Here is a 26,994-nt window from a genome sequence, read left to right on the forward strand (position 1 = left end):
AAGCTGTCCGTTATCAGTCCAGAGCATCGCGCAGGCGGCGCTCGTAGTGCCTGTAATATTTATCTGCCAGTAGCTCACTTTTGACCAGAATGGCCACATCCGTAGTGTTGAACTGCGGGTCCACCACCGCGCCATCCCCCACATAACCACCTAGCCGCAGATAGCCTTTAATAAGTGGCGGTAGGCCAGCCAGGCACCGGCGCAGGTTGAGGCTGTGCGGGTCTGTGCGCAGCATTTCTACCTTCCGGTCTGGCAAAGCCCGCACACGCAGGGCCGGAGGGGCCAGATGGTTGTGGTACAGGTAGGTAAGCTCATTGGCCATTTTGTCCGGGTCCGTGCCCGGCAAGCTGGCGCAACCAAACAGCAGATCAATCTGATGCAGGAAAATGTAGGAGGCAATGCCCCGCCACAGCAGTTGCATGGCTGTGCGGCCACGGTAGTTTTTATCTACGCAGGATCGGCCCACTTCCAGCAATTTTCCGGGGAATTCTTTTAAGGGCGTAATGTCATATTCGCTGGAGGAATAAAAACGCCCGATTTTTTTTGCAGCGTCACTTTGCACCAGCCGGTATGTGCCCACCACGCCTCGTGCGTCCGAGGCAATGGAGTGGTCAATCACCAACAGATGGTCTGCCACATTATCAAATTCATCAATATCGCGTTTAAGGCGTAGGGTTTCGCCTTCTGGGCGGGCCCCCATTTCTTCATAAAAAACGCGATAGCGCAGGGCTTGGGCTGCTTCCAGCTCGGCCTCTGTTTCTGCAATGCGTACGCTTAGGGTGCCACCACGCAGCTCGGGAAAGCCTTTGCGTTCCAGATCCAGCGCAGAAAGTCCCCCTCCGTTATTGCGCGTTGCACTCATGCAGCATTTCCTTTCTGGCGGGCACGAGAGGATGTTTTGGTGCCCGGCTTTGCAGCGGATTTTTTGCGGCCGAATAGCTCAAGCCGCATGGAAACAAATTCAAAGCCCAACCGATCAGCCACTTTTTTCATCAAAGCTTCATGTTCGGGATCTTCAAACTCTATAACTTTCCCATTATCCACGTCTATCAGATGATAATGGTGCCGCCCATTTTCCGTTGCTTCATACCGTGCGCGCCCACCGCCGAAGTCTCGGCGTTCCAGAATACCTTTTTCTTCCAGAAGCCTTACGGTGCGATACACCGTGGCCACTGAAATGCGGGAATCCAGTGTCAAGGCACGGCGGTACAGCTCTTCCACATCAGGGTGGTCGTCTGCTTCAGACAGAACACGCGCAATCACGCGCCGCTGTCCGGTCATTTTCAGGCCGTGTTCAACACACAGCTGCTCGATCCGCGATTCTGCCGACTGTGCCTTCAAGATCACAAATCCTGCTTTGAGTTACAATTTGTGTTTCAGGTTTCAGGTAGCCGAAAGTGATAGGGTTTGTCCAATTTTACACTCGCTGGCAGTTTTTTTATGCGATGCAGGCCCCTATCTTTTGCAGATGAGCTTACGTTTTTCGCCCTTTTATGGAGTTTCTGAATGACCCGTTCTGCTGCATACGTGCCTGATTTTAACGTGCAGGAAGAGCCACGCATTGCCGTTTTGGATATTACAACGGAAAAATGCCCCATGACATTTGTGCGCACGCGTCTGGCGCTGGATGGCCTGCCACCGGGTGGTTTGTTGGCTGTGCGCCTGAAGGGGGAAGAGCCGCTAAAGAACATCAGCCGGTCTGCTCGGGCGCTTGGGCATACCATTTTGTCCGATGTGCCGCAGCCCGATGGCAGTGTGGTGCTCACGTTGCGCAAAAAACAGGAAACGCCTGCTTCGTAATCCGAAGCAGGCGCTCTGTAGAAATGAACTGACGGAAAGAAAGGCGAGAAAAAAGCCTGCCCGGTCAGTTGTTCATGGCTTCAAAGAAGTCATTGTTGGTTTTGCTGTATTTCAGCTTGTCCAGCAGGAAGTCCATGGCGTCCATCGTGCCCATAGGGGCCAGAATGCGGCGCAGAACCCACATTTTGGACAGTGTAGCCCGATCCACCAGCAGTTCTTCCTTACGGGTGCCGCTTTTGGTGATGTCGATTGCCGGGAAGGTACGCTTGTCTGCCAGCTTACGATCCAGCACCAGTTCCGAGTTGCCCGTGCCTTTGAATTCTTCAAAGATCACTTCGTCCATGCGGCTGCCGGTATCAATCAGCGCCGTGGCGATAATGGTAAGGGAACCACCTTCTTCAATATTACGGGCGGCACCAAAAAAGCGCTTAGGCCGTTGTAGGGCGTTGGCATCCACACCCCCGGTCAGCACCTTGCCGGATGAGGGCACAACGGTGTTGTAGGCGCGTGCCAGACGGGTAATGGAATCCAGCAGGATCACCACATCGCGCTTGTGTTCAACAAGGCGTTTGGCTTTTTCCAGCACCATTTCCGTTACCTGCACGTGGCGGTGTGCGGGCTCATCAAAGGTGGAGGCAATCACTTCACCGCGCACAGAGCGCGCCATGTCCGTAACTTCTTCTGGGCGTTCATCAATCAGCAGAACGATCAGGAAAACTTCCGGATGGTTGGCACTGATGGAAGAGGCAATGCTTTGCAGCATAACCGTTTTGCCCGAGCGAGGTGGGGCCACAATAAGGGCGCGCTGGCCCATACCAATGGGGGAAACAAGATCAATAACGCGCGGGGTAAAGTCTTTTTGCGCGCTTTTTTTGCCTTTTTCGGATTTGGGTTCCGGGGCTGTTGCCTGGCTTTCCACTTCCATCTGAAGGCGACGCTCAGGGTAAAGTGGGGTCAGGTTATCAAAGTTGATTCGGTGGCGCACAGCATCCGGTGGCTCAAAGTTGATCGTGTTGATCTTGAGCATGGAGAAGTAGCGTTCACCATCACGCGGGGCGCGAATCTGGCCCTCTACCGTATCACCTGTGCGCAGGGCAAAGCGGCGCACCTGTGTGGGGGAGATATAAATATCATCCGGGCCGGGAAGGTAGTTTGATTCGGGGGAACGCAGGTAACCAAACCCGTCGTGCATGATTTCAAGCGTGCCTTCGCCGTAGATCGCTTGGTCGTTATCGGCCAGCGCCTTCAGGATGGCAAACATCATGTCCTGCTTGCGCAGGGATGACGCGTTTTCAATATTCAGGTCTTCAGCGCAGGCCAGAAGATCCGCTGGGGATTTGGCCTTGAGTTCCGCAAGATGCATCTAGGAAATGCCCTGACTGGCAAAAGTTCATAAGGAATATGTCAGGATTTCTCATGCCATCGGCTGCCGGAAGCGCGCGGCTGCGGCAAATAGGCACCTTGCTGGAAGGTGATGCCGGGGCAGAATAATCCAGACTAAAGGGAGGATGCACTGGGCAGGTGAAGTCAGCCAGTACTATTGGGGCCGCATAATAACGGCGGCCAGATGTATCGTCAATAACCTTGTGGTGTGGGCTTCATGGCGTTGGCGCAGGGGTAATGGCTGCATTCCACCCGGCACGGGTCAGCCACACAGCGGAAACCGACATATCGGGGGAAATAAAACTGTTGACCTGAGACCATAGCTGGGAAGGGTGCATGGTGCGTGTAAGCCCACCGGAAATCTGATTCTGTGAGCACGGGCCATTCAGGTGCAGGCTGTCTTCCTTTAGGGTGGTGGTAAGTTGGCACATGCCGGTTTGCCCGCTTTGCAGATCAGGCGCTGTGCCTTCCACATCCGCACTTAACAGCGGGCGCATGGTGCCATCCAGCAGCATCAGCTCCCCCGCTACATGGCCTGCCGTGGAAGGATGAAGCCCAACAAGCAACCGTTTGCCATTGCGTGAAGATACGGCGGCATAGCGTAAGGGTTCGGTGCTCAGATGGTCAAAAAACGCCTGATACCCATTAGGTGGCGGGGCCTGTGTGGGTGTGGAAGATGCAGCCTGTGCCGTAGCCATGCTACCGATAAGAGAGGCGCAGAAAAAAGCCGTTTTCCAGAGCTGATGCATTTTACTTGATCCCTCCCAGCCAGCCTTTTTTCCAGAACCACAGCAGGGGCAATACAATGGTGGAGGCCATAAGCCCGAGTGAATACCAGTAACCGAAAGACCAGTTCAGTTCAGGCATGTTCTTGAAGTTCATACCATAGATGCCAGCAATCAAAGTAGGGGCTACCCCAATAAAGCTGACAACTGTCAGCACCTTCATGACCCCGTTCTGTTCAATGTTAATAAAGCCCAACGTGGCATCCAGCAGAAATTCCACCTTGTCCTGCGCCTGGGAAACATAGGCATCTAGCGAGGAAAGGTCTCGGCTTACTGTGGTAATGCGCATCCGCAGCGGGCTGGAAAGCGCATAGGCTGCGGCAGTATTGCTTTCCCCTTCTTGCGGTACGGAATCCGTGGTGATGTGGCGCGTGCTTAGCATGTATCCGGGGGTGGGGATGGCGCTGGCTGTTTTGCGGCTTTCGCTCAAAAACAGGGCAATGCGCTCCATGCCCAAAAGCGTATCGCGCATACGTGAACACAGATTGCCCGAACTGCCCACGCGCTGGAGTAAGTCACGCTGCCATGAGGCAATGTTGCGCATGGCTTGGCCGGATGGACGGGTGCGGAAAATATCGTGCGAAAGAGTATCCAGCAGGTCTCCCACGCTTTCCAGAATATCGGCCAGCCGGTCTACAATGGTTTCAATCAGCGCCACCAGAATTTCCCCCGCATGCAGCATGGTATCATGCTGGGTGTGGAGTGGGGCAGAGGGAGCTGTGGTGGATGCGGGTGTGGGGAGCGGTGTTTCTGGGGTGGGAATGGCATGGGGGGCAGGCATAACCTGCGCATGATCCGCCACAAGCAACGCCACGGTTTCAAAAGACTGGTAGGACTGAAAGCGGATGGTGAACAGCCGGTTTTGCGTCAGAATAAAGCCGACAGGTGTTGTCTGAAATTCCGGGCCGGTTTTCTGCAATAAAGGCGAGGAAAGAAAAGCCGCTCCATCGCGTACGCTAATACGGGATGAACTTTCAATTTCGTTCAGATCATCCAGTGTGGGAATGGGCTGGCCACATAATTGGGTTGCCAGAGCCTGTTCCTGCGGGGTGGGGTCCAGAAGATCCAGCCATACGGCATCGGCGGCGTCGGCTGCGGTCTCAATAGCCCGTGCGGGCATACCAGGCCGGTGGGCCAGGAACATGCGATTCTCCATTTTGTGTGCGCGCGCTACCGAAGGCAGGCAGGGCCACTGTTTTCTGAACACAGAATGTCAGGTGGCGATATGGGCTGCAAATATTCAACTGTTACAAATTATGCGGCCTTCTACATGTTTCTGGCAAGGTTACGTGGTTGCAGGGCTGTGCAACGCCTTGCGGTATCTGGTAAGCCTGCGGCTTCGTTATGACAGGCGATGCCAGACTTTTGCATGTCTGGCAGGCGCGGTTTTTCACGCGGTATGGGAGCGGCAGACCAGAAATGGCAGATCCGAAGGAACACGGCACGGCAGCGGTGCAGAGCAATTCCCTCCGGCACCAGCCGGATGAGCGGGGGCATTTTGGTGGGCGTCATGGGGGGCGCTTTGTGGCGGAAACCCTTATGCCTCTCATTCTGGAACTGGATGAAGCCTATAAAGCTGCCAAGGCTGATCCGGCTTTCCGGAAGGAGCTGGATTATTATCTGAAAGATTATGTCGGCCGCCCCAGCCCGCTCTGGTTTGCCCAGCGCATGACAGAAGAACTGGGTGGCGCTAAAATTTTTCTTAAGCGTGAAGAACTCAACCATACGGGTTCCCACAAGCTCAATAACGTTATGGGGCAGATTCTGCTGGCCCGGCGTATGGGCCGCACCCGTATTGTGGCGGAAACCGGGGCGGGCCAGCATGGTGTGGCCACGGCAACCGTATGCGCCCTGTTCGGCCTGAAATGCGTGATCTACATGGGTGCTACCGATGTAGAGCGGCAAAAGCCCAACGTGTTCCGGATGCGTTTGCTAGGTGCGGAGGTCGTGCCCGTTACCTCTGGCGCAGGCACACTGAAAGACGCCATGAATGAGGCCATGCGGGATTGGGTGGCCAACATTGCTGATACCTACATGCTTATTGGCACGGTGGCAGGCCCACACCCATACCCAGCTATGGTGCGTGATTTCCAGAGCGTAATCGGCACGGAAACCAAAGCTCAGATGAAGGCCGCTGAAGGCCGTCTGCCAGATGTTGTGGTGGCCGCTATTGGCGGCGGCTCCAACGCTATGGGCATTTTCTACCCGTTTCTAGATGATAAATCGGTTCGTCTGATCGGTGTGGAAGCCGCAGGCCACGGTCTGGATAGCGGCAAAACCGCTGCTTCTATTGAGCGCGGACGCCCCGGTGTGCTGCATGGCAACCGCACATACCTGCTTCAGAACGCAGATGGCCAGATTGAGGAAGCGCATTCCATCAGTGCTGGGCTTGATTACCCCGGTGTGGGGCCGGAACATTCATGGCTGCATGATATTGGTCGCGCAGAATATGTAGGCATTACGGATAATGAGGCCCTGGATGCCTTCCAGTTTTGCACACGTATGGAAGGCATTATTCCCGCGCTAGAATCTGCCCATGCCGTGGCTTATGCCGCCAAAATTGCGCCCACCCTTTCCAAGGATACCCTGCTGGTGGTCAACCTTTCTGGGCGGGGTGATAAAGATATTTTCACTGTTGCCGAACATCTGGGGGTCAAGCTGTGAGCCGTATAGCAGCCCGTTTTAAAGCACTTGCCGCGGAAGGCCGCGGTGCGCTTATCCCGTATCTGGAAGCGTATGATCCGGATTGGGATACATCGCTCGAACTGCTGCGGAAAATGCCCGCTGCTGGCGCAGACCTGATTGAAATTGGCATGCCTTTTTCAGATCCTTCCGCCGATGGCCCCGTTATTCAGGCTGCTGCTCGTCGTGGCCTTAAGGCCGGGGCCACGCTGGCAGGCGTGCTGGATATGGTAACGGATTTTCGTCAGCAGGATAACAAAACCCCCATTATCCTTATGGGGTATTTGAACCCGGTAGAATCCTACGGATATGAACGCTTTTGCCGTGATGCTGCGAGTGCCGGCGTGGACGGCCTGATTCTGGTGGATCTGCCGCCAGAGGAAGCTGATGTGCTGGCACCATTTGCCAAGGCAAACGGGTTGGATATCATCCGGCTTGTGGCACCCACCACATCGGATAAGCGCCTGCCTTATGTGCTCTCTCATGCTTCTGGGTTTGTGTATTACGTGAGCATTACGGGCATTACGGGCACACGTTCCGCTACCACGCATGATCTGGAAGAAGCCATTCCGCGCCTGCGTAAGGTAACAAAGCTGCCCATCGCCATTGGGTTTGGTGTGCGTACGCCGCAGCAGGCTGCCAACGCTTCCAGCATTGCAGATGGTGCTGTTGTGGCCTCGGCCTTGCTATCCACCTTGGCAGATACGTTGGATGACAAAGGGCGTGCTACGGCGGAAACTTTGCCACGCGTGTTGGCGCAGATTGAAGATCTGGCAAAAGCCGTGCGCAATGCTGGTGGAAAGGCAGTATGATTCCGTTTTTCCGATTCCAGTAATATCTTGCCCATGACATACGCTTCAGCCGCTCATATTGTTATTGTTGGGGCTGGCCCTGCGGGGTTGGCTGCTGCGGAGTATCTGGCACAGGCCGGTTACAGTGTGCAGGTGCTGGAGCGCATGCCCAGTGTTGGCCGCAAGTTTCTTATGGCAGGGCGGGGTGGGTTAAACATCACGCATTCCGAACCGCATGAGGCCTTGATGCGGCGTTATGGTGTGGCGCAATCATGGTTGCGCCCGGCATTGGATGCATGGACCACGCAGGACATCCAGCACTGGATGGAAGGGCTTGGGCAAGCCCACTTTACGGGGTCTTCTGGCCGTGTGTTTCCTTCGGCCATGAAGGCATCCCCGTTGCTGCGTGCATGGTTGGCGCGGTTGCAGGCGCTTGGCGTTGTTTTTCACACTCGCACCGCATGGAAAGGATGGGATGAGCACGGCCACCTGCTTGTGCAGCGTGCAGGGCAGGATGTACCGCACCCCATGCAGGCAGATGCCACATTACTGGCGCTAGGTGGGGCAAGCTGGCCGCGTTTGGGCAGTGCAGGAGGCTGGGTGCCAGTTCTGTCGCAGCAGGGTGTGAATATAGCGCCCTTACAGCCCGCAAATTGTGGGTTTGAGACAGCATGGTCTGATCTGTTCCGGGAGCGTTTTGCAGGCGTGCCGCTTAAACCTGTGGCACTCAGCTTTGCAGGGCACCGCGTGCAGGGTGAAGTGATGGTAACTGCTAATGGGCTGGAAGGCGGCGCGATTTACGCACTGTCTGCTCCTATTCGGGCTGCCATTGCCGAAGAGGGTGTGGTGACCGTGATGGTAGATTTGCGCCCGGATATGCCAGAGCAGGAAGTAGCCCGCCGTTTGGCCGCTACCCGCCCGCGAGAGAGCCTCTCTAATAAATTACGCAAGGCATTGCGCTTACCGCCTGTTGCTGTTGCATTGCTGCGTGAAGGTGGGCAGGATATTCCTTCTTCACCTCAAGCTTTGGCTGCGCGGTTAAAAGCTGTGCCCGTAGTGTTGAGCGCTCCACAACCGCTTGCCCGTGCCATTTCCACTGCTGGTGGGATTACGTTCGATTCCTGCACAGATGGCTTTATGCTGCGTGCAGTGCCCGGTGTGTTTGTGGCGGGGGAAATGCTGGATTGGGAGGCCCCAACAGGCGGCTATCTGCTGCATGCCTGCCTTGCCACGGGGCTCGCGGCAGCAAAGGGCCTACAGGCATGGTTGCAGGATACAGGGGCTAAGCGGTATCCCCTCCAGCCATGAGCAGCATGATCATAATGGGTGAAGTGCCGGGGGGTGGCCCGGCACAATTGGATTTGGCCGAACTTCTGGCCACGCGCCTACTGGTACAGGGTAATTCTGGGTCTGGTAAATCACACCTGCTGCGGCGGTTGCTGGAGCAATCCGCCCGCATGGTGCAGCAGGCGATTATTGACCCGGAGGGGGATTTTGTCAGCCTTGCGGAAAAATTCGGTCATCTGGTGATTGATGGCGCAGACCATTCCGAAATGGCGCTACATGCAGCGGGTGAACGCATGCGTATGCACCGTGCCTCGGTTGTGCTGAATCTGGAAGGTCTGGATGCAGACCAGCAAATGCGTTGGGCTGCTGCATTTTTGGGCGGCATGTTCGAGGTGCCGCGCCAATACTGGTATCCGGTGCTGGTGGTGGTGGATGAAGCGCAGCTTTTTGCCCCAGCCGCCGCAGGTGAAGTTTCGGACGAAGCCCGGCGTGCATCCCTTGGCGCCATGACAAACCTGATGTGCCGTGGTCGTAAACGTGGTTTGGCCGGGGTTATTGCCACGCAGCGTTTGGCCAAGCTGGCCAAAAATGTGGCTGCAGAAGCCTCCAACTTTCTGATGGGCCGCACATTTCTGGATATTGATATGTCCCGCGCGGCAGATTTGCTGGGGATGGAGCGCAGGCAGGCCGAATCGTTCCGAGATTTAGCACGCGGCACTTTTGTAGCACTTGGCCCAGCCTTGTGCCGCAGGCCAGTGCCGGTGCGTATTGGCACAGTAGAAACAGAAAGCCGCTCTGCCGGGCCGGTGCTTACGCCATTTGAGCCGCCACCAGCGCCTGTGCATGATCTTATCCTAGCCCCCGTGCCTGTGCAGGATATGCCTGTTCGCCCACGCAAAGCGCCTGCACCGCCACCGCCTGATTTGCTAACTCAACTTGCGGCACATGGTGAGGCACAGGCCGCTCAAGCTGAACAGGAAGCCCCCGAAGAAACATCTGAAACCCAAACCGAGCGTGAAGCCCGCATGCGCGCCATTCTGCGTGACATGATGGAAGATGAAGAAGCTGCTTTTCGACCAGCACCCGTTTTGTATCAGGATTTTCTGGTACGGTGCCGGATTGCCGGATTGGGGCGGAATGCGCTGGATATGCGGCGCTTTAACCGGGCTTTGGCCACAGCTCGCAGCGGTGTGGATGAAGAAACATCCACGCAGCCCGAATGGCAGGAAGCCGAAGCTCTGGCCTCCACTTTGCCGGAAGACCTTCAGGCCGTGGGGCTTTTTCTGGCACGCGCCGCCTTGGATCGGCAGCCATGTCCATCTGATGCCGCTATTGCGCGAGTGTACGGCACGGTTTCAAAGGGGCGTGCGCGCCGTCTGCTAGGGTGGTTGGAAGACCAGAATCTGATTGTATTGCGTGCAGATGGTATGGGCCGCCGCGTGCTTACTTTTATCGGCACAGGGTGGGAAACGCTGCCCGGCAACGCAGATGGCTGAAAAAACCACACCTGTTAGACGCATATAGCGTAAAAAGTGCCCCTTTGCGGGCATGACGGGCACGCCATGCAGTGCTATAGCCCGAAGCATGACGGAAGACCCGCCTTTTAGCCCGGCGCTGCTGCCCGCAGGCTTTGTAGATTTTTTAACGCCCGATGCCCGAACCGAGGCAGAAGGCGTTGCCACGCTTATGGACGTGTTTGCATCCCACGGATACGACCGCGTGCGGCCCCCTCTTATAGAGTTTGAGGACACGTATCTGGCGGGTGCCGGTGCGGCCCTTGCGGAACAGAGTTTCCGGGTGATGGACCCGGATACTCGCCGCATGATGGTGCTGCGCCCCGATATTACGCCGCAGGTGGCCCGTATGGCGGCAACCCGTGTGGCCAGCACGCCACGTCCGCTGCGTGTTTCTTACGCCGGTGTGTGTGTTGTGGTGTCCCCCGTGGCTGCGGAAGAAAGCAGCCGCCAGATTATGCAGACGGGTATCGAACTGATAGGCCCCGATTCGCCAGAAGCGGATGCGGAGGTCATGTCTGTTGGGGCGGAAGCGCTTGAGCGTCTGGGTGTGAAGGATGTTTCCTTCGATCTCACCATGCCGCCATTTATTCCAGCATTGCTGGAAGAAGGTAATGTGCCCGAAGCGCAGCGCGCCGCCCTTATGCGTGCGCTGGATCGTAAGGATTCCGCTGCCGTGGCCGAACAGGGTGGCCCACTGGCAAGCACGCTTATTGCATTGCTGGAAGCAACCGGGCTGGCAGAACATGCGGTGGCCCGGCTGATTGAAATTACCTTGCCGCCCAAGGCCCGTGCTGTTCTGGACCGTTTGGTAGATACCGTGGCCGCCCTGCGTGAGCAGTGCCCCAATCTGCGCATGACGGTAGATCCGGTAGAGTTTCGGGGCTGGAAATACCACACAGGTGTGTGTGTCACACTGTTTGCCGTTGGCCGCTCGGAAGAGCTGGGGCGTGGTGGCCGTTACCTGTGTAATGATAATGAACCCGCCTGTGGGCTGACATTGCGGCCAGATGTGCTGTTCCGCATGATTCCGCCTACACCTGCCCGCCCACGTGTTTATGTGGCGCCGGGGGCAGATAAGCGGGAGGCCGCACGCCTGCGCACGCAGGGTTACGCCACGCTGGCGGCATCTTCTCTTACCGTAGAGCCAGAGATTGAAGCACGCCGTTTGGGTTGCACCCATGTGTTGCGTGGCACCGTTTGCACGGCCTTGTCATGATTTTTCCCCCGGAAGGGGCTTTTTCTCTTTCAGTTAGCGGCAAGATTCTTTCAGGAGCACACCATCCATGTCCAACGTAACCGTGATTGGCGCCCAGTGGGGTGATGAAGGCAAAGGCAAAATTGTAGATTGGCTTGCTAGCCGGGCCGATATTGTTGTGCGCTTTCAGGGTGGGCACAATGCCGGACATACGCTGGTTGTGGGCAATCAGGTTTACAAGCTTTCTCTGCTGCCTTCTGGCGTGGTGAACAACAAGCTGGGCATTATCGGCAACGGCGTGGTGGTGGACCCGCAGGCGCTGCTGGCGGAAATTGGCCGTATTCAGGAACAGGGGCTGGAAGTTACGCCCGATACACTCAAGATTGCAGAAAATGCACCGCTGATTCTGCCTGTGCATGGTGCGCTGGATCGTGCGCGTGAGGCTGCGCGGGGGGATCGTAAAATTGGCACCACAGGCCGTGGCATCGGCCCCGCGTATGAAGATAAAGTGGCCCGCCGTGCTATTCGTCTATGTGATCTGGCCGAGCCGGAAACGCTGGATTGGAAGCTGGATGAACTGCTGTTGCACCATAACACCCTGCTGGCAGGGCTGGGTGCACCTGTATTCACCAAGGAAGAACTTCTTACGTTCCTGACAGATATTGCCCCTAAAGTGCTGCCCTATATGGCCCCCACTTGGGATATTCTGGATGATGCCCGCCGTGCGGGCCGCCGTATTCTGTTTGAAGGTGCGCAGGCCGTGATGCTGGATGTAGACCACGGCACCTATCCGTTTGTTACCAGCTCCAACACTGTGGCTGCCAATGCAGGTACGGGTTCTGGCATGGGCCCAACGGCTGCGGGTTTTGTGTTGGGTATTGCCAAGGCTTACTGCACCCGTGTGGGTGAAGGCCCGTTCCCCACAGAACTGCATGATGAAACAGGCCGTCGCCTTGGTGAGCGCGGGCATGAATTTGGCACCAACACGGGCCGTGCACGCCGTTGTGGCTGGTTTGATTCCGTGCTGGTGCGTCATGCTGTGCGCGTTGGCGGTATAAATGGTTTGGCACTTACCAAGCTGGACGTGCTGGACGGTCTGGATGAAATCCGGGTTTGCGTTGGGTATGAGCTGGACGGGCAGAAGGTCGAACGCTTCCCGTCTGCACCAGCAGCGCAGCAGCGTGTGCGGCCGGTGTATGAAACTCTGGAAGGTTGGAAGGAAACCACCCACGGTGCACGCCGCTGGGCAGACTTGCCAGCGCAGGCCATTAAATACGTGCGCCGGATTGAAGAGTTGGTGGGTGCGCCTGTTACCCTGCTTTCCACGAGCCCAGATCGGGATGATACTATTCTGATGCGTGATCCGTTTGAAGATTGATCTGGTTGCCAGAATATTTGTAACAAAAGGGCCTTCTCCATAAGGGAAGGCCTTTTTTTTGTTGCAACTTTATGAGGGTTTCACAAAACTTTCATACGGGTACTTTTTGCCCGATATATAAGCGGTTTTCACACATAATCCCTTTCTTGCGAGGTGGTGGGACGTTGTTTTTTGCTGTGAGAACCCCCTATCTTTCAATCATGTTACAAAAAGCAGGGAAAGCATGAATAAGGCAGATCTTCTGGTGGTTGAGGATGATCCGGCACTCTCCCGGCTTATCGGCTACAATCTTGAAAAACAGGGATACGCAGTCCGTGTTGTAGGGGATGGTGAGTCAGCGCTTGAAGAAGTGCGCCAAAAACGCCCTGATCTGTTGTTGCTGGACTGGATGCTGCCGGGTATTTCCGGTTTAGAAGTGTGCCGCCAGCTACGGGGGCAGCCCAAAACAGCGACGCTTCCGATTGTGATGCTCAGCGCACGTGGAGAAGAAACAGATACGATCCGCGGCTTAGATACTGGGGCGGATGATTATCTTGTAAAGCCTTTTAGCATGGAGGCATTGTTTGCGCGTGTAAAAGCCATGCTGCGCCGCCTGCCACCAGCAGATAAAACATTACGGTTTGATACACTGGTGATGGATCGGGTGAGCCACAAGGTGGAACGTGGCGGGCGCTTGCTGGCGTTAGGGCCAACGGAATATCGGTTGCTGGAATTTTTTATGCTCAACCCAGGTAAAGTTTTCTCGCGCGAGGAACTTTTGAAACATGCTTGGGAACGCAGCTCTTTTGTAGAATTGCGTACGGTAGATGTGCATATTCGTCGCTTGCGGCAAACCCTGAATGAAGGAGATGAGCAAGATATTATCCGTACAGTGCGGGCCAGAGGGTATGCGTTGGATCTGCCACAAGGCTAAGCAGGGTAAATTTTCGGCATGGTTGCACAGGCATGGCTGATAATGGGGGAGGGGGCCATAGCTGGTGCAGCCATGGCAACTTTGGGTGGCATGGTGCTTGGGCGTATGCGTGCTTCTGCAAGCCATGTGCCTGTTCTTGCACGGCGTAGCCCTAGTAAGGAAGTTTCTCAACCCTGTCTAGAACAGGTTATGGCCTGCCTGCCTGCTGCCATGTTGGTAATAAATGAAACACGCGGGTTGTGTGTGGTTTCCAAAATGGCTGAACAGCAGTTTGATGGAGACCTTGGCAGTATAGTCCGCCATCCGGCGTTTCAGGCCAAGCTGGATGTGGTGCTTGCGCAAAAGGTAGGAAACACACCATCGGGCCGTGTGCGTGTTATTCTGGATATTCCACGGTTGCGAGTGGTTCAGGCTGTTTTGCAAAAACAAAGCCTGCCAGCAGAGTTGTTGCCAATAAGTATGCGTAGGGAAAACACAGCACCCAATGCACAAACAACATTGGTGTTTGTTGATCTGCATGATGAAACAGATGCTGTTGTTGCGGAACGTCAGCATACGGATTTTGTGGCATTTGCCAGCCACGAGCTACGCACACCTTTGGCAGCTTTGCTGGGGTTTATAGAAACTTTGCAGGGGCCAGCTGCAGATGATCCATTAGCGCAAAAAGAGTTTTTGGAAATTATGTCTCAGCAGGCCAAGCGGATGCAAAACCTGCTGAACAGCTTGCTTTATCTTTCCCGCGTGCAAATGCAGGAACACCAAAAACCGCGTGAAGCAGTGTGTCTGGCTGATCTGTTTGAGCAATGCCAGGCAGAAGGAGATCTTCTGTCTGCCGGTTTGCCGGTTAAGGTTGATGTACAGCCGCCAGAAAACAAGAGCTGGCAGGTTGCAGGGGATGAAACGCAGCTTTTACAGGTTGTGGTTAATCTTGTTGAAAATGCTATAAAATATAGCCTTGTTTCAGAAAAAACAAAGTCCGGTAAACTTGTATCTATTACCATAGCCTGCCATCAGGCAGAGGAAGATCAACGTTGGCCGAGCGCTGCGGGTATTGTGCTGAGTGTAACGGATAACGGCCCCGGTATTCCGGCCCGACATCTGGCACGCTTAACAGAACGGTTTTACCGCGTGGCTAAAACTGCGGCCGCTGTGCAGGGCAGTGGGTTGGGGCTTGCTATTGTGCAGCATATTGTCACCCGGCATGGGGGGCGATTTGTGGTGGAAAGCGCAGTGGGCCAGGGCACATCCTGCCATATCTGGCTACCGCTTTTGCCATTGGTGGCTGATCCTTCATTAAACTGTCACCAAACTGTCTTGCAGCCGTAACCCATTTTTGCATTCACTCCCTTACGAAGCAAAAGCGGCATGTACTGGTGCCGTTATGTGTTGATGCTTAGGGATGCTCCCCAAAATGCGTTTTTCTTTTCGGTCTGAAACCTGTGCTGCTGCGGTTGCCTGCTTGCTGGCAGCTGTACCCTCTTTTTCTCACGCACAAAGTGTAACTGGTGCGGGGTCCAGTTTTGCTGCCCCGATTTATGAGGCTTGGGCCTCTGCCGCCAAAGCAGATACAGGTGTTAATGTAAATTATCAGACTGTAGGTTCCAGCGCTGGGCAGAACCAGATTTTGGCAGGCACGGTAGATTTTGGGGCATCTGATGCGCCTATGGATGCCAAAAAGCTGGAAAGCGCCCATCTTTTTCAGTTCCCCACTGTTATGGGCGGGATTGTGCCGGTTGTGAACATTCCGGGCATTAAGGCAGATGTGTTGGTGCTGAGTGGTGATGTGCTGGCCGCCATCTACTCTGGTGATATCACCACTTGGAATGATCCAAAAATTGCAGCACTTAACCCCGGTGTTTCTCTGCCAGATACGGCAGTAGCGCCTATCCATCGTGCAGATGGGTCTGGCACAACATTTGTGTTCACATCCTACCTCGATCAGTCTTCCAAAAATTGGCATGATCAATACGGTGCAGGCACATCTATCAGTTGGCCGGGTGGCTTGGGCGCACGCGGGAATGATGGCGTAGCCGCTACCGTACAGAATACGGAAGGTGGCGTAGGGTATGTGGAATATGCCTATGCCAGCCGTAACCACCTTACCACCATCCGCCTCAAGAACAGTTCTGGTCAGGCTGTAGCAGCCTCTCAGGCCAGCTTCTCTCAGGCAGCGGAAGCCGCAGATTGGAAAAATGCTTCTCATTTCTCTGTTAATTTGCTGAACACTTCTGGCGCGCAGGCATGGCCAATTGTTTCTGCCACGTATGTTCTGGTGCCGCTGCCTGCACGTAATCCCGCGCGTGATGAAGCTGTAAAGCGCTTCTTTATCTGGGATTTTGCAAAGGGTGATTCCATTGCAGCAAAGCTTGATTATGTGCCGTTGCCCAAGACTGTTAAAGATAGCATCCAATCTGCGTGGCAGGCTGGTAAATAAGCTTTTTATTTCAATAAGATATTTTATTATGGAAAGCGGCCTCTTTGCGGGCCGCTTTTTCATGAAACTGTCATGAAACCATCATCTAAGCGTCACGCACAAAAAGTTGGAATAAAGTTATTCACCACGCATCGCTCCTCTTCTGTTTTGGAATGGCCATGATGCGTCGTTGTTCACCGCTTCTTCCATCTTTTGCGTTTGCTTCAATTTTGATGTCTGGAATTGCCCCAGTGGCCGAGGCTTCCAGTTCAGATGATGCCCAGATCCGTGCATTGAAAGCCGAAATGGCTGAAATGCGGCGTGAAATGATGGGGCAGATTACACATCTTAAATCTCAGATCGCCCAAAATGAAACACGGCAAAGAGGCTCTGCTTCACGTCGTGCTACACGTACAACGGCACAAAATGGGTATAAGTTCCCGGAAAAATATGCTGATAACGATGTAGATCCTAACGTAAAGTTTGGTGAACAAACGCCACGCAAAAATATTCTGCTGAACAACGGTGTGGGCACACCCCCTTCTGATCGTGGAATGACGACATCTTGGAAGGACTTCAAGGCCGCAACGCAAAAGGATGAAAACGTGCACGTTGGGGGCATGATCATCGGCTTTCCCAAAGGGCGTTTTACGGTTGCATCAGAGGACGGAGCTTATGGCCTGTCTATTGGTTTGGCATTTCATGAAGACTTTGGTGGCTTTATGGGCATGTCTCCGCGCCGGGGCGAAACCAAAGGTGATTTCTCAAGTTTCACAGAAAATGCACGCCGCCTGCGTATTCCATTCACCTTCCGGTATAAAGATTGGGTGGCAAATATTACGCCTGATTTCGGGTCTGGCAGTGCGGACGGATCGGATGGTCTGTATGAAGCCAACCTGAACTACACCGGCCTGCACAACACTATTCTAACAGTAGGTTATTTTCAGCCACGTGTGACGGAAGAAGATTCCGAAAGCTCCAACGATTTCGAAATGATGGAACGTCCTGCCATCACGGATATCGTGCGTAACATTGCCGCAGGCGATGCCCGCTTTAGTGTTGGTGGCTTGCATTATGAAAAACGCTGGTGGATTGCAGGGTATTTCACTGGTCAGACATTTGGTAACCGTGCCAAGGATACCAATATTGGTGATAGCCAGACCGGTGGCACTTTCCGTGTTGCCGGGCGCCCCTATGTTTCTAAAGACATAGATGTGCATTTGGGCCTTTCCGCCATTAGCGCATTCAAGGTGAATGATGGCACCAATGGCCGCACATATACCTTTAAAGAAGCCCCGGAAGTTAACCTAACAACAACGGCACTGCTGAACACAGGCGCGCTGCGCAACATCGGCTCCGTATGGTCTGCTGGGCCGGAACTGGGTTTCCGCTGGAAAAAGCTGGTGCTGAAGGGGGAATATTACCACATCGGCGTGACGCGCAATCAACAGCAGGGTGGGCAGTCTCTGCCATCTCTGTCGTTTGAAGGTTACTATGGCGCAGCTAACTATACGCTGTTTGGCAAGCCCCGTATGTATAATGAAAAAGAAGGTGCGTTTTCTGCTCCGGGTGTGGAACACGAATTTGATCCCGCACACGGTTACTGGGGCGCGCTGGAACTTTCTGGCCGTTACAGTGTGGCTGATTTTGATGATACGGCAAACAGTGTGCGCGGTGGCCGCCAAACGGTATGGTCTGGTGGGGTAAACTGGTATCCCAACCGCCACTTCCGCGTGATGCTGGACTTCAACCACTTTATCGTAACGCGTAATAGCCAAGCCTATAACATTCTTGGCCGTGATGGGAATTCTGTGGCTGCCCGTGTGCAGGCTGCATTCTAAACCCGATATTCTGCCATTAAAAAAGGGATCGTTCCGAAAGGAACGATCCCTTTTTGCTGTTATCAGCCCACAAAACGCGTGTGAGCTAAGATAAAGCGTAGTTTTTACTGCTGCGGCATATAACCAGCATTGGGGGCAGGCAGCACGTTTTTGTAGGCAACCATGCAGGCTACATACGCATTGTTGTACTGGGTCTGAATGCCACCTTGCTGGCTGTTGGAATAAGCACTGCCACCAAGGCCACCCCCCAAAGCACCTGCGGCTGCACCAATACCAGCGCCTGTGCCACCACCAACAGCAGCACCCAAGCCTGCGCCCAGCGCAGTGGTTGCCAGCCCACCATAGAGGGCCTTCCGATTCTGGCTACCTGCCTGACCATGCACAGCAGCAGCAGCCTGAGAGCGGCAGAAATTTTGTTCCTGTAAAAAGGTGCCGTAATCTTTGCCGGGGCCGGGCAATACCTGTGCGGTAGGGCCCATAGGTGTTTCAGCGCAAGCTGCAAGCAAAAGAGCCGGCAGGAAGGCAAACGCCGCTTTATGAAGCTTCATGTATATTTGTCCTTTGTATATAAGCCATGATACATGCGTATATATGGTAGATAATCATGCCATTTTTAAGGAAAAGAAAGAATGAAAATATGATCAGGCAGAGTTTTCTTACAAGATAAACAGCTCAACAGTCATTAAAAAATAAACTAGCCTTACTTCCGTTTGAAACGTTGGCTCTTTCTGTTATGCAAACGTTTATTCTAATAACAAAAAATCAATATGAAAGACTTACGAATGAATGCCGTAGTTAAACTGTTTATTGGCTGTGATCCAAACGATTGCGACCTAGAACAGTTAATGGTGTTACACTATAGTATTACAAAATATAGTAGTCTGCCGGTTGATATTACTTTCATGCAGCTTACGCGTGATCCTTCGAGTTTCTGGTATTCTGGCTTTAAGCCGGAAGAAGGCTGGAACACGACGGAATGGCCAACGCCGTTTTCTGGCTTCCGTTGGGGTATTCCTGCCTATTGTGGTGGCAAGGGGCGTGCGCTGTATATGGATGCTGATATTTTTGCCCTTTCAGATATTGCAAAGCTATGGAACCTGCCTATTCCAGAAGGCAAGGTGATGCTGGCATCTGGCCAAGGGCGAGATTTGCGGCTGGGCACCCTGATGTGGGATTGCGAAGCCGCCATGAAGCTTCTGCCCCGTTAGCGGAAATTAAAAAAGACGCATCGGCTCATAAAAAGCTGAAAACGTTTTTTGAAAAGCATCCCGAATATATTCAGCCGCTAGATCCCGCCTTTAGCAATCTGGATGGCGATGGCATGCCGTTGGAAGCGCTAAAATTCCTGCATTATTCAGATATGGGCACGCAGTTTTCCCATAAATATTCTTTGCAGCGCTTAAATGGTGAAGACCGCAAACACTGGTTTGATGGCACAATTTACAATCATCCGCGCCCGGATCTGCAACAGAAGTTTGATGAGCTTTATAAGGAAGCACTGGAAGCCGGGTTCAGCCTAGATACCTATCGGGTAAAAGAACATTTTGGCGTTTTACCCAAAAAAACGCAGGTGCGTTACAAGGGTAACAAAATTACGCGCTCGTTATTTCGGTTTCTTAAACCGATCAAGTAAAACGCTTTGGCCTATGCACTGGTGTTCCGATGCATAGGCTATCCTGCGTTAATGTTGTGGCACGTGTTGGCTTAAGTTTTCCAGCCAGCAGGTTTCGTTTTTGGGTTGGTTACAAAGTGTGCTGGTTAAGGGCAGGGGCGCACCTTGCCCCGGAACGTTGTCTAGCTTCAGGCCATCTCGCAGTTGGGCGAGAGATTGATGGAAAACAGCAAAGCGGATTTCTTTGCGTCCATCAGGGTGCTTCCATGTTTCAAAAGCCAGTGTTGTATCTGGGGCTGTGGGGTCTGGTTGGTCTGTAAAGGTCCAATCCAGCCCAAATAGCGTTGTCAGCATGTCCAACGTGGTATCGTGCCCGGCAAACATAACCACACGGGCTTGCGTAGGCAGCACATTGCCATCTGGCAAGGTCAGGGGCTGTTCATTCAATAGTGTTAGAATAGCTTGGGCCAGTTTGCCGCCACGTGGGATGGCAATGGCAGGGGCGCGGCGCATACGCGCACTTTGATAATTATGCACAGGCAGAACACTGTTGAGCGTATGCACGGCATCTGTATTTGCTGCGGTTATGGAAGAAGGGAGCCCCTGCGCATATTCCAGCAACAGGGCTTCTGAAACAGTAGAACCTAATGCCAATCCGTTTTCTGCATGCGGCGCACCTTTTTTCCATGAGAGGGGCGCATGCTTGAAAAAACAAGGGGTTGCGCCCGTGGTGCATGCGCTAGGGGCGAACAGAGTCTGCAAGGTTTGGACGCCGGATTGCACAGGTGGCGGCAGTTGCGTATCCGGCATGCGTTCTGGATCTAGGGCTTTTTCAACGTCATCTGTGTCCAGTGTCGTTTTTTTAGCGGCTAAAGCGTTAAACAGCAGATCATGCGTTTTGGCAGGCATGGAGCGGGCCTGTGTCTGGCATCCATCGCTTAATGCAGCAGCCAGAATATCGCCACTGTGCTGCGTGCGGCTGCTGGCGGAATCTGCCCATATAAAAGCTGGCTGTTCTGGCAGGCAACGGGCCGCAGCATCTCTGCTGGCAATGTGGTAATAGCTTTTTAAAAATTGCCCCATAAGGCCAAGATCAAACTGGCCATGTGCTGTCATCTCACCAGGGGGCACAGGCCATGGTGTCCATGTGTGGCGGGTCTTTTTTTCTAGCTTGTCTAAAGGTTTTGTTGGGCTGCGGATTCCGTGGCGGGAAACCAGCACAACCCGTTCTAATGTCGCCTCAGAGGTATTCGCCTGTGCAGCGGATGCTTCTGAAATAGCGATTGTGGGTGAAAAGGCTGAAAGTGAAGTACCCAGAAGGCAGGCAAGAAGCAAAGCGGAGGAACGGAAATAGGAAAAATTCATGAGGTCTCGGTCATACGTGTCACAAGCAACTGGTTGATACGGAACCCTTCCACATCCACCACTTCAAAGCGGAAACCAGCAGCATCTACCCGGTCTGCCTTGCGGGCCATACGGCGCAGACGGTGCATAATAAAGCCGCCGATTGTGTCAAACTGCTCGCTATCGGGCAAATCCAACACATGCAGTTCTCGGATAACATCCCCAATCGGGGCTGCGCCATCTACCAGCCACGAGTTTTCATCACGCTTTACAATGGCCTGTTCTTCAAACGGGCTGGCCAACCCATCCATCAGCACGCCCATAATGTCTTTAAAGGTAATCAGCCCCACAACCAGCCCATATTCATTAACTATCAGGGCAAAGCCGGTGCCGTGGGTATCAAACTGGGCCAGCGTATCCCAAAGGTTGAGTGTTTCGGGAACAGAGAGAACTTCACGCCGCATCCGGGCAATGGGGTTGCTGTGGGGGCGGCCAGAAGGCGCAATGGAAGGGTCCACCACAGATGCCAGAACGTCTTCTGCACGGATGGAGCCAATAACCTTGTCCAATCCGCCGTTGCACAGTGGATAGCGGGAATAAGGATTGGTGCGTACCTTTTCGTGGTTATGTTCGGGCGTGTCCTGAATATCCAGAAAGATAATTTCATCACGCGGTGTCATGGCGGAGGTAACGGAACGCGCCTGTAGGGCCAGCACGTTCTCAATCATCTGGTGTTCCTGTTGCAGCAGCACGCCGGATGCCGTGCCAGCGGCCAGAATGGCGTGCAGGTCTTCCGGTGTTATGGGTTCCACCGCAGAAGCAGCTGGGATTTTCAATGCATGCAAAATGGCATCAGAAATTTTGGAGAAAATCCACACAAACGGATACAGCACCCGTAGCGCCACGCGGGGGAACCACCCAACCGCCATGGCTACTTTGTCCGGGTTGTTCATGGCAACGCGCTTGGGCAGCAGATCTGCAAACAGAACAAAGGCGCCGGTTACAAAAATAAAGCTGAAGGTGGAGGCCAGATTTTGTGCCCACCAGTCTGACATACCCCAGCGGCTTAAAAATTCGGTTACAGGCGGGGTGAACATTTCGGAGCTGGCAATACCGCCCAGAATCCCCACACCGTTCAGGCAGATCTGGATGGCAGTCATAACCTGCCCGCTGTTACGGCGCAGGGCCAGAAAGGCCTGTGCACGTTTATCTCCTGCTTCTGCACGACTGCGAAGCCTGACCTCCCGCGCAGCTGCGAAGGATATCTCGGAAAGTGAAATGAGGATGCTGACAGCAATCAGCAGGACAAGGGTCAGCAGACCCATAATAAACAGGAACAAGAGAACGTCCGAAATAAAGTGAAACCTGTAATGGTGGTTTCATCTATACCCGCAGGCCGAACAGATACCTAGTTTAATTTTTGATCCCAACCGGAATGAGAAGAAACTTCAAAATACTGTCATGCAGGCACAGATGGGCTTTGCAGGCGTTGGTGTAATGTGTACCGTGCCCCAAATTTTGGCCAGTTGATGGGTGGCAAAAGCTTAACCAGCGGTGAAAAAAACATGTTTAAAGCCCTGTATGTAGAAAAAACAGAATCTGGCCAGCAGGTTACGCTGCGCGAACTGGCAGAAGCAGATCTGCCGGAAGGGGATGTAACAATTCGGGTGCAGTGGTCATCCCTTAATTATAAGGATGCGTTAGCACTTACAGGCAAGGGCCCGATCATACGCAACTGGCCTATGGTGCCGGGTATTGATCTGGCCGGTCGGGTAGAGGCTTCTGCCCACCCTGCGGTTCCTGTCGGGCAGGATGTTATTGTAACCGGCCATGGCTTGGGGGAAAGCCGCTGGGGAGGTTTTGCCCAATTGGCCCGTGTGCCGGGCTTATGGGCTGTGCCGCAACCATTGGGGTTGAACGGGCGGCAGGTTATGGCGCTTGGCACGGCTGGCTTTACAGCCATGTTATGTGTGCAGGCCCTTCAGAGAGAAGGGGTGGAACCCGCAAGTGGGCCGGTGCTGGTAACAGGTGCGAGTGGCGGGGTTGGTAGCGTGGCTATCATGCTGCTCTCCCGGTTGGGGTATCAGGTTGTGGCGGTAACCGGGCGGTTGGAGGAACAACCTTATCTGCACAGTTTGGGAGCTGCGGAAGTATTGCCACGCGCGCATTTTACTACGCCATCCCGCCCGTTGGAAAAAGCCCGCTGGGCAGGTGCGGTTGATGTTGTGGGGGGGCAGGTTTTGGCCTCTGTTTGTGCAAGCATGCGCCCACAAGGGGTGGTAACGGCCTGCGGGTTGGCCGGAGGGATGGATTTTCCCGCAACAGTGGCCCCATTTATTTTGCGAGGCGTTACCTTGGTGGGCATTGATAGTGTGCAATGCCCCCGGCGGGAGCGCCAGGATGCATGGGCGCGTCTGGCTGAACTGATACCCCCCCGGCAGCTTGATGACATGGTGCGTGAGATTGATCTGGCGGAAGCGCCGCAGGCCGCAGATATGCTTCTGGCTGGCCATGTGCGGGGGCGGCTGGTTGTACGCATTCCCTAAGCCAAAAAGTTAAGATGCCGCCCTGTTCTGTGTATTGGGTGGCTGGTATTGCGTCAGCACGCCACCGGGCTGGAAGATATAGATGGTATCCGCATGTGCGATGGTTGCCGGGCGATGTGCAACCATAATGCGGGTTACATTCATGTCGCGCAGGGCTTCGGCCACCCTGCGCTCGGTAAGTTCATCCAGATGGCTGGTGGCTTCATCCAGAAACAGGATTTCAGGTTTACGATAGAGCGCACGCGCCAGAATGACACGCTGCTTCTGTCCTCCAGAAAGCCCGCTGCCCATATCACCTACCAGGGTTTCAAACCCCATGGGCATGCGCTTGATATCATCAATAATGGCTGCGCGGGTGGCACATTCCACCAGCCATGCTTCATCCACCTGTTCGGAGAATCCGCTGATATTGTCGGCAATGGAGCCAGAGAACAGGCCATCATCCTGCAATACTCCAGCAATGCGGTTGCGATAGCCTTCAAGCGTCAGGCTTTCCAGATCCGCGCCATCCAGCCGGATGCTGCCTTCCTGCGTTTCCATCAGCCCCATCAGAGCTTTGAGAAAGGTAGTTTTGCCACAGCCTGAAGGGCCCACTATGGCCACACTGCCGCCGGCTGGCACTTCTAGCGAGATGTTGCGGAAGATCCACGGGTCCTGCGTGCCGTAGCGGGCAGATAGGCCGGAGCAACTGAGCGTGCCACCGGCTGGTTGTTCATCCAGACGGGGCGGAGGAATGGCCGCCGTGGTACTTGTGGCTTCCGGGTCTGTCATCACAATGTCAGACAAGCGGTCTGTTTGCACATTGAGCATGCGTATCTGGAAGCCGCTGCTGATCAGGTTGCCAATGCGTGTGGCGAATTGATCTTTGTAGGAGAGAAACGCTACCAGCATACCAACTGTCATGTGGCCGCTCATTACTGCGCCTGCACCCAGCACCATCATAATCAGACGGTCGGCGCCAAAAATCAGATCGCCCATGCGGCCATAAATCAGATCATACCGTTGCAGGCGCAGGCGGATGTTAATGCTGTCCACTAAAAGGTTTAGCCATGTGGTGCGGCGGCGCTCACGCAGGCCCAAAAGCTTCACGCTGGCCATGCCGCGTAGGGTTTCTATAAAATGGCTTTGCTGGCGGGCATCAATAACAATCTGTTCTTCAGATGCCTCGCGGTAGATGCGGTAGGTGATCAGGCGCAAGAGCACATCCAGCCCTGTGGCCACCATAGCCACCATGCCCAGCCAGCCACCATAAATAAACAGCATGATGGCCATTCCCACCGCCATCAGCCCATCCATGACTGTTTGCACCATATCGGTGGTAATGGTTTTCTGGATGGTGCCCAATGCGTTAAAGCGCGAGAGCACATCGCCCACATGGCGTTTGGAGAAGTAATCCAGCGGCAAGCGGGAGAGGTGGTCGAACAGGCTGGTATTCCATTGCAAGCCAACTCGTGTGCTCAGGAGCAGCACGGCCCATTGTCGTACGCAGCCAATAAGCATCTGCAAGAGCAGAAGCAGGGCCATGCCACAAGCAATGGTGATAAGCAGTTCGTGATCAGCCGTTACCACCACTTCATCAATCACTACCTGCGAAACCATGGGCATGACTAACGCAATAACTTCCAGCCCAAGGGAAAGCGCCCCCAGCACCATCAGCGCCGGGCGCAGCCCTGCGACATGGCGGAACAGATCGCGCAGGCGTAGAGTTTCACGGTCATCCTCGCGGCGGAAGCTGTCATTAGGGGTGGCTTCTAGGGCAATGCCTGTAAACTCGCGTGAGACTTCGCCCATGCTGAGCGTGCGGCGGCCCACTGCTGGGTCATGAATGATAACTTTGTTGCCCTTAACCTGTGTAAGCACCACAAAGTGGTTCATGCTCCAGTGCAAAATGCAGGGCATGCGCAGGTTGGGCAGATCTTCCAGTTCCAGCCGCACGGCGCGGGTAGATAGGCCCACCGTATCGGCCGTAGCGATAAGATCGCGCAGCGTAACACCTTTAACAGATATGGAATAACGCCTGCGCAGCGTGGCCAGATCAATCTGGTTGCCATAATGGCCCATAATCATGGCCAGGCAGGCCAGCCCACATTCCGCGGCTTCTACCTGCAAGATGACAGGAGTGCGCGAACGCCATCCGAATTCAAGGGATTTGAGGGTGATGCCCATTACCTCAATCCTCCGCTCACGGCGTAAAAATCATCACGCATGCTGATAACGGGATCGAAAATCCACTGGTAGAGGCTGCGGGTATCAATGGCGATATCGGCTTCCACTTCCATGCCCGCTTCAAGGGGTTTGTGTTGGCCATAGGCTTCTACAAATTGCTGATCTGGGCGCACACGAATGCGATAGATATCCTGCCCCGGATTTTGCGATTGTGTTTTGTCTTTGTCTGAAGGAGCAGCTTTCTGGCCTGTGCCATCTGTTGCCGTTACGGGTGCGCGCGTGATCTCACTGACATGGCCGCGGTACAGGCCAAAGCGCTGATAGGGAAAGGCCGCATAGCGCAGCAAAACAGGTTCGCCCTCATGCAAAAACCCTATAGAAGCAGAGCTAACATACAGTTCAGCTTCTAAAGCATGGCCTGTGGGCAATAGGGTGAGCAGGGGGGTGCCGGAGGAAACCTGTTGGCCGGGATTAACGCGGACAGCAGTAAGGGTGCCATCATCCGGGGCCAATATAATACTGCTCTGGTGGCCTTCGCTTTCGGCAATCTGTTGGTCAATCTGGGCAATTTGTTTATCCAGGTCGTTCAGATCATGCGCCAGTTGGCCATCATAGCGGATCAGCTTTGTGGTAAGGTCTGCAATCTTTCCTTCTGTATCTGTATAACTTTGCAAAAACTGTGCGTGACTGCTGAGCAGTTGGGCATAGGTATAAAGTTGGCTCTGGAATTGTGTTTCTGTTACCAAATGCGCGGATTGTGCCGTTTGCATACGGCGGACGGCAGCTTCCACCACGGGCAGCACATGGGCATCATTATCAAGCTGGTGCCCGATATGTTGGTGTTGCTGGTTAAGATAACGGATTTGGGTTACCATAGATTGTTTTTCTACGGGAGCATCCTTGGCACGAATGTCCTTTTGCTGCTGCAACAGGTCACGCTGGTGGCGCAGTTGAGAAAGAATATGCTCCTGCGTAGGGCCTGATGCGGATGTGGCTTCCAGATCTATCGTGAACAGCACATCACCTTTTTTAACGTGGCGGCCTTCTATAGCGTTTTGCCGGGCTATGGTGCCAGTTGTATTGGCGTTAACGGTAATGAGGCCTGAAGGAGGAACCATCAATCCTGTGGCATGCACACGCCGGGTATAAACACCCCAAATGGTGTAGAGAATGGCCAGCACCACAAGGGCGAGCGTAAACCACGCCGCAATTCGGATGGAAAGCGGTTGAGAGGCCTGAACCTGCCCAAGCCATGATTGGCGCCGCGCGTCTAGAACCTCGCGCCTAAAAAGGTTCGAACTCATGCAGGCTTTTTTGAAGAGTGCAAAGTTTTACCACTTA

At 54.2% G+C, this 26,994-nt stretch carries 22 protein-coding genes and 1 pseudogene; 13 read left to right on the forward strand and 10 right to left on the reverse strand.

All coding sequences use genetic code 11. The features are described from left to right. Nucleotides 1–13: 13 nt before the first annotated feature. Both DS739_RS01620 and DS739_RS01625 read right to left on the reverse strand, forming a co-directional pair. The gene (locus tag DS739_RS01620) at nt 14–862 is read right to left on the reverse strand and encodes a GNAT family N-acetyltransferase (protein WP_035351195.1); all 849 of its coding nucleotides are present in this window, start codon (nt 860–862) and stop codon (nt 14–16) included. After that, complete coding sequence (locus DS739_RS01625; protein ID WP_006116856.1) at nt 859–1,347, reverse strand: Fur family transcriptional regulator; 489 nt, start codon at nt 1,345–1,347, stop codon at nt 859–861. The genes DS739_RS01620 and DS739_RS01625 overlap by 4 nt, the downstream gene beginning before the upstream one ends. 159 nt (nt 1,348–1,506) lie before the next feature. On the opposite strand from DS739_RS01625, the gene DS739_RS01630 reads away from it, so the two are divergent. Continuing rightward, nucleotides 1,507–1,800, forward strand: a complete 294-nt coding sequence (locus DS739_RS01630; RefSeq protein ID WP_003623789.1) for a sulfurtransferase TusA family protein — start codon at nt 1,507–1,509, stop codon at nt 1,798–1,800. 64 nt (nt 1,801–1,864) lie between these two features. Here the strand turns inward: DS739_RS01630 and rho are convergent, their stop codons facing one another. From rho to DS739_RS01645, 3 genes are all read right to left on the reverse strand, one after another. Next, nucleotides 1,865–3,163, reverse strand: coding sequence for a transcription termination factor Rho (gene rho, locus DS739_RS01635; RefSeq protein WP_035351198.1), 1,299 nt, complete (start codon nt 3,161–3,163; stop codon nt 1,865–1,867). Between the two features lie 235 nt (nt 3,164–3,398). Continuing rightward, nucleotides 3,399–3,932: a hypothetical protein gene (locus DS739_RS01640; RefSeq protein ID WP_035351199.1), complete on the reverse strand. Its 534-nt coding sequence runs from the start codon at nt 3,930–3,932 to the stop codon at nt 3,399–3,401. Nucleotide 3,933: 1 nt separating this feature from the next. Further along, the gene (locus DS739_RS01645; RefSeq protein ID WP_170315325.1) at nt 3,934–5,124 is read right to left on the reverse strand and encodes a magnesium transporter CorA family protein; all 1,191 of its coding nucleotides are present in this window, start codon (nt 5,122–5,124) and stop codon (nt 3,934–3,936) included. Between the two features lie 188 nt (nt 5,125–5,312). Between DS739_RS01645 and trpB the strand changes: the two genes are divergently transcribed. The 10 genes from trpB (at nt 5,313) to DS739_RS01695 (ending at nt 17,985) form a co-directional block, all read left to right on the forward strand. Continuing rightward, nucleotides 5,313–6,632 carry a tryptophan synthase subunit beta gene (gene trpB / locus DS739_RS01650; RefSeq protein ID WP_006116859.1) on the forward strand — a complete coding sequence of 440 codons (1,320 nt, stop codon included), beginning with the start codon at nt 5,313–5,315 and terminating at the stop codon, nt 6,630–6,632. Continuing rightward, nucleotides 6,629–7,462, forward strand: a complete 834-nt coding sequence (trpA, locus tag DS739_RS01655; RefSeq protein WP_006116860.1) for a tryptophan synthase subunit alpha — start codon at nt 6,629–6,631, stop codon at nt 7,460–7,462. The genes trpB and trpA overlap by 4 nt, the downstream gene beginning before the upstream one ends. 33 nt (nt 7,463–7,495) lie before the next feature. Continuing rightward, nucleotides 7,496–8,749, forward strand: coding sequence for a TIGR03862 family flavoprotein (locus DS739_RS01660; protein ID WP_035351293.1), 1,254 nt, complete (start codon nt 7,496–7,498; stop codon nt 8,747–8,749). Beyond that, nucleotides 8,746–10,224 (forward strand): ATP-binding protein, encoded by a 1,479-nt coding sequence (locus DS739_RS01665; protein WP_035351286.1) that lies wholly within the window; start codon nt 8,746–8,748, stop codon nt 10,222–10,224. Before DS739_RS01660 ends, DS739_RS01665 begins: the two co-directional genes overlap by 4 nt. Before the next feature lie 52 nt (nt 10,225–10,276). Next, complete coding sequence (locus tag DS739_RS01670; protein WP_006116862.1) at nt 10,277–11,461, forward strand: ATP phosphoribosyltransferase regulatory subunit; 1,185 nt, start codon at nt 10,277–10,279, stop codon at nt 11,459–11,461. Between the two features lie 67 nt (nt 11,462–11,528). Beyond that, nucleotides 11,529–12,818, forward strand: a complete 1,290-nt coding sequence (locus DS739_RS01675) for an adenylosuccinate synthase (protein ID WP_006116863.1) — start codon at nt 11,529–11,531, stop codon at nt 12,816–12,818. A gap of 223 nt (nt 12,819–13,041) precedes the next feature. Beyond that, nucleotides 13,042–13,731 carry a phosphate regulon transcriptional regulator PhoB gene (phoB, locus tag DS739_RS01680; protein WP_006116864.1) on the forward strand — a complete coding sequence of 230 codons (690 nt, stop codon included), beginning with the start codon at nt 13,042–13,044 and terminating at the stop codon, nt 13,729–13,731. An 18-nt stretch (nt 13,732–13,749) separates the two neighbouring features. Next, nucleotides 13,750–15,057: a cell wall metabolism sensor histidine kinase WalK gene (locus DS739_RS01685; protein ID WP_006116865.1), complete on the forward strand. Its 1,308-nt coding sequence runs from the start codon at nt 13,750–13,752 to the stop codon at nt 15,055–15,057. A 73-nt stretch (nt 15,058–15,130) separates the two neighbouring features. Then, nucleotides 15,131–16,165 (forward strand): phosphate ABC transporter substrate-binding protein PstS, encoded by a 1,035-nt coding sequence (gene pstS / locus DS739_RS01690; RefSeq protein WP_006116866.1) that lies wholly within the window; start codon nt 15,131–15,133, stop codon nt 16,163–16,165. A gap of 152 nt (nt 16,166–16,317) precedes the next feature. After that, complete coding sequence (locus tag DS739_RS01695) at nt 16,318–17,985, forward strand: OprO/OprP family phosphate-selective porin (RefSeq protein ID WP_006116867.1); 1,668 nt, start codon at nt 16,318–16,320, stop codon at nt 17,983–17,985. Between the two features lie 104 nt (nt 17,986–18,089). Here the strand turns inward: DS739_RS01695 and DS739_RS01700 are convergent, their stop codons facing one another. Next, a complete protein-coding gene (locus DS739_RS01700; RefSeq protein ID WP_006116868.1) occupies nt 18,090–18,533 on the reverse strand; it encodes a glycine zipper family protein in 444 nt (147 codons plus the stop codon). Between the two features lie 219 nt (nt 18,534–18,752). Between DS739_RS01700 and DS739_RS14610 the strand changes: the two are divergent. After that, nucleotides 18,753–19,618, forward strand: a pseudogene (locus tag DS739_RS14610) (glycosyl transferase). Nucleotides 19,619–19,666: 48 nt separating this feature from the next. Here DS739_RS14610 and DS739_RS01710 read toward each other — a convergent pair. Beyond that, on the reverse strand, nt 19,667–20,962 hold the full coding sequence (locus DS739_RS01710) for a histidine-type phosphatase (protein ID WP_006116870.1): 1,296 nt from the start codon (nt 20,960–20,962) through the stop codon (nt 19,667–19,669). Next, nucleotides 20,959–22,281: a hemolysin family protein gene (locus DS739_RS01715; protein WP_006116871.1), complete on the reverse strand. Its 1,323-nt coding sequence runs from the start codon at nt 22,279–22,281 to the stop codon at nt 20,959–20,961. Before DS739_RS01715 ends, DS739_RS01710 begins: the two co-directional genes overlap by 4 nt. Before the next feature lie 225 nt (nt 22,282–22,506). Here DS739_RS01715 and DS739_RS01720 point away from each other — a divergent pair, with 225 nt between their 5' ends. Continuing rightward, nucleotides 22,507–23,487, forward strand: a complete 981-nt coding sequence (locus DS739_RS01720) for an MDR family oxidoreductase (RefSeq protein WP_035351280.1) — start codon at nt 22,507–22,509, stop codon at nt 23,485–23,487. Between the two features lie 9 nt (nt 23,488–23,496). On the opposite strand, the gene DS739_RS01725 is transcribed toward DS739_RS01720, so the two are convergent. Together DS739_RS01725 and DS739_RS01730 are read right to left on the reverse strand one after the other, a co-directional pair. Then, on the reverse strand, nt 23,497–25,653 hold the full coding sequence (locus DS739_RS01725) for a peptidase domain-containing ABC transporter (RefSeq protein ID WP_006116873.1): 2,157 nt from the start codon (nt 25,651–25,653) through the stop codon (nt 23,497–23,499). Next, complete coding sequence (locus DS739_RS01730) at nt 25,653–26,957, reverse strand: HlyD family secretion protein (RefSeq protein ID WP_006116874.1); 1,305 nt, start codon at nt 26,955–26,957, stop codon at nt 25,653–25,655. Before DS739_RS01730 ends, DS739_RS01725 begins: the two co-directional genes overlap by 1 nt. Between the last annotated feature and the right edge of the window lie 37 nt (nt 26,958–26,994).

The sequence above is a fragment of the Acetobacter sp. JWB genome (genome assembly GCF_003323795.1).
GTDB classification, from domain to species: domain Bacteria; phylum Pseudomonadota; class Alphaproteobacteria; order Acetobacterales; family Acetobacteraceae; genus Acetobacter; species Acetobacter oryzifermentans.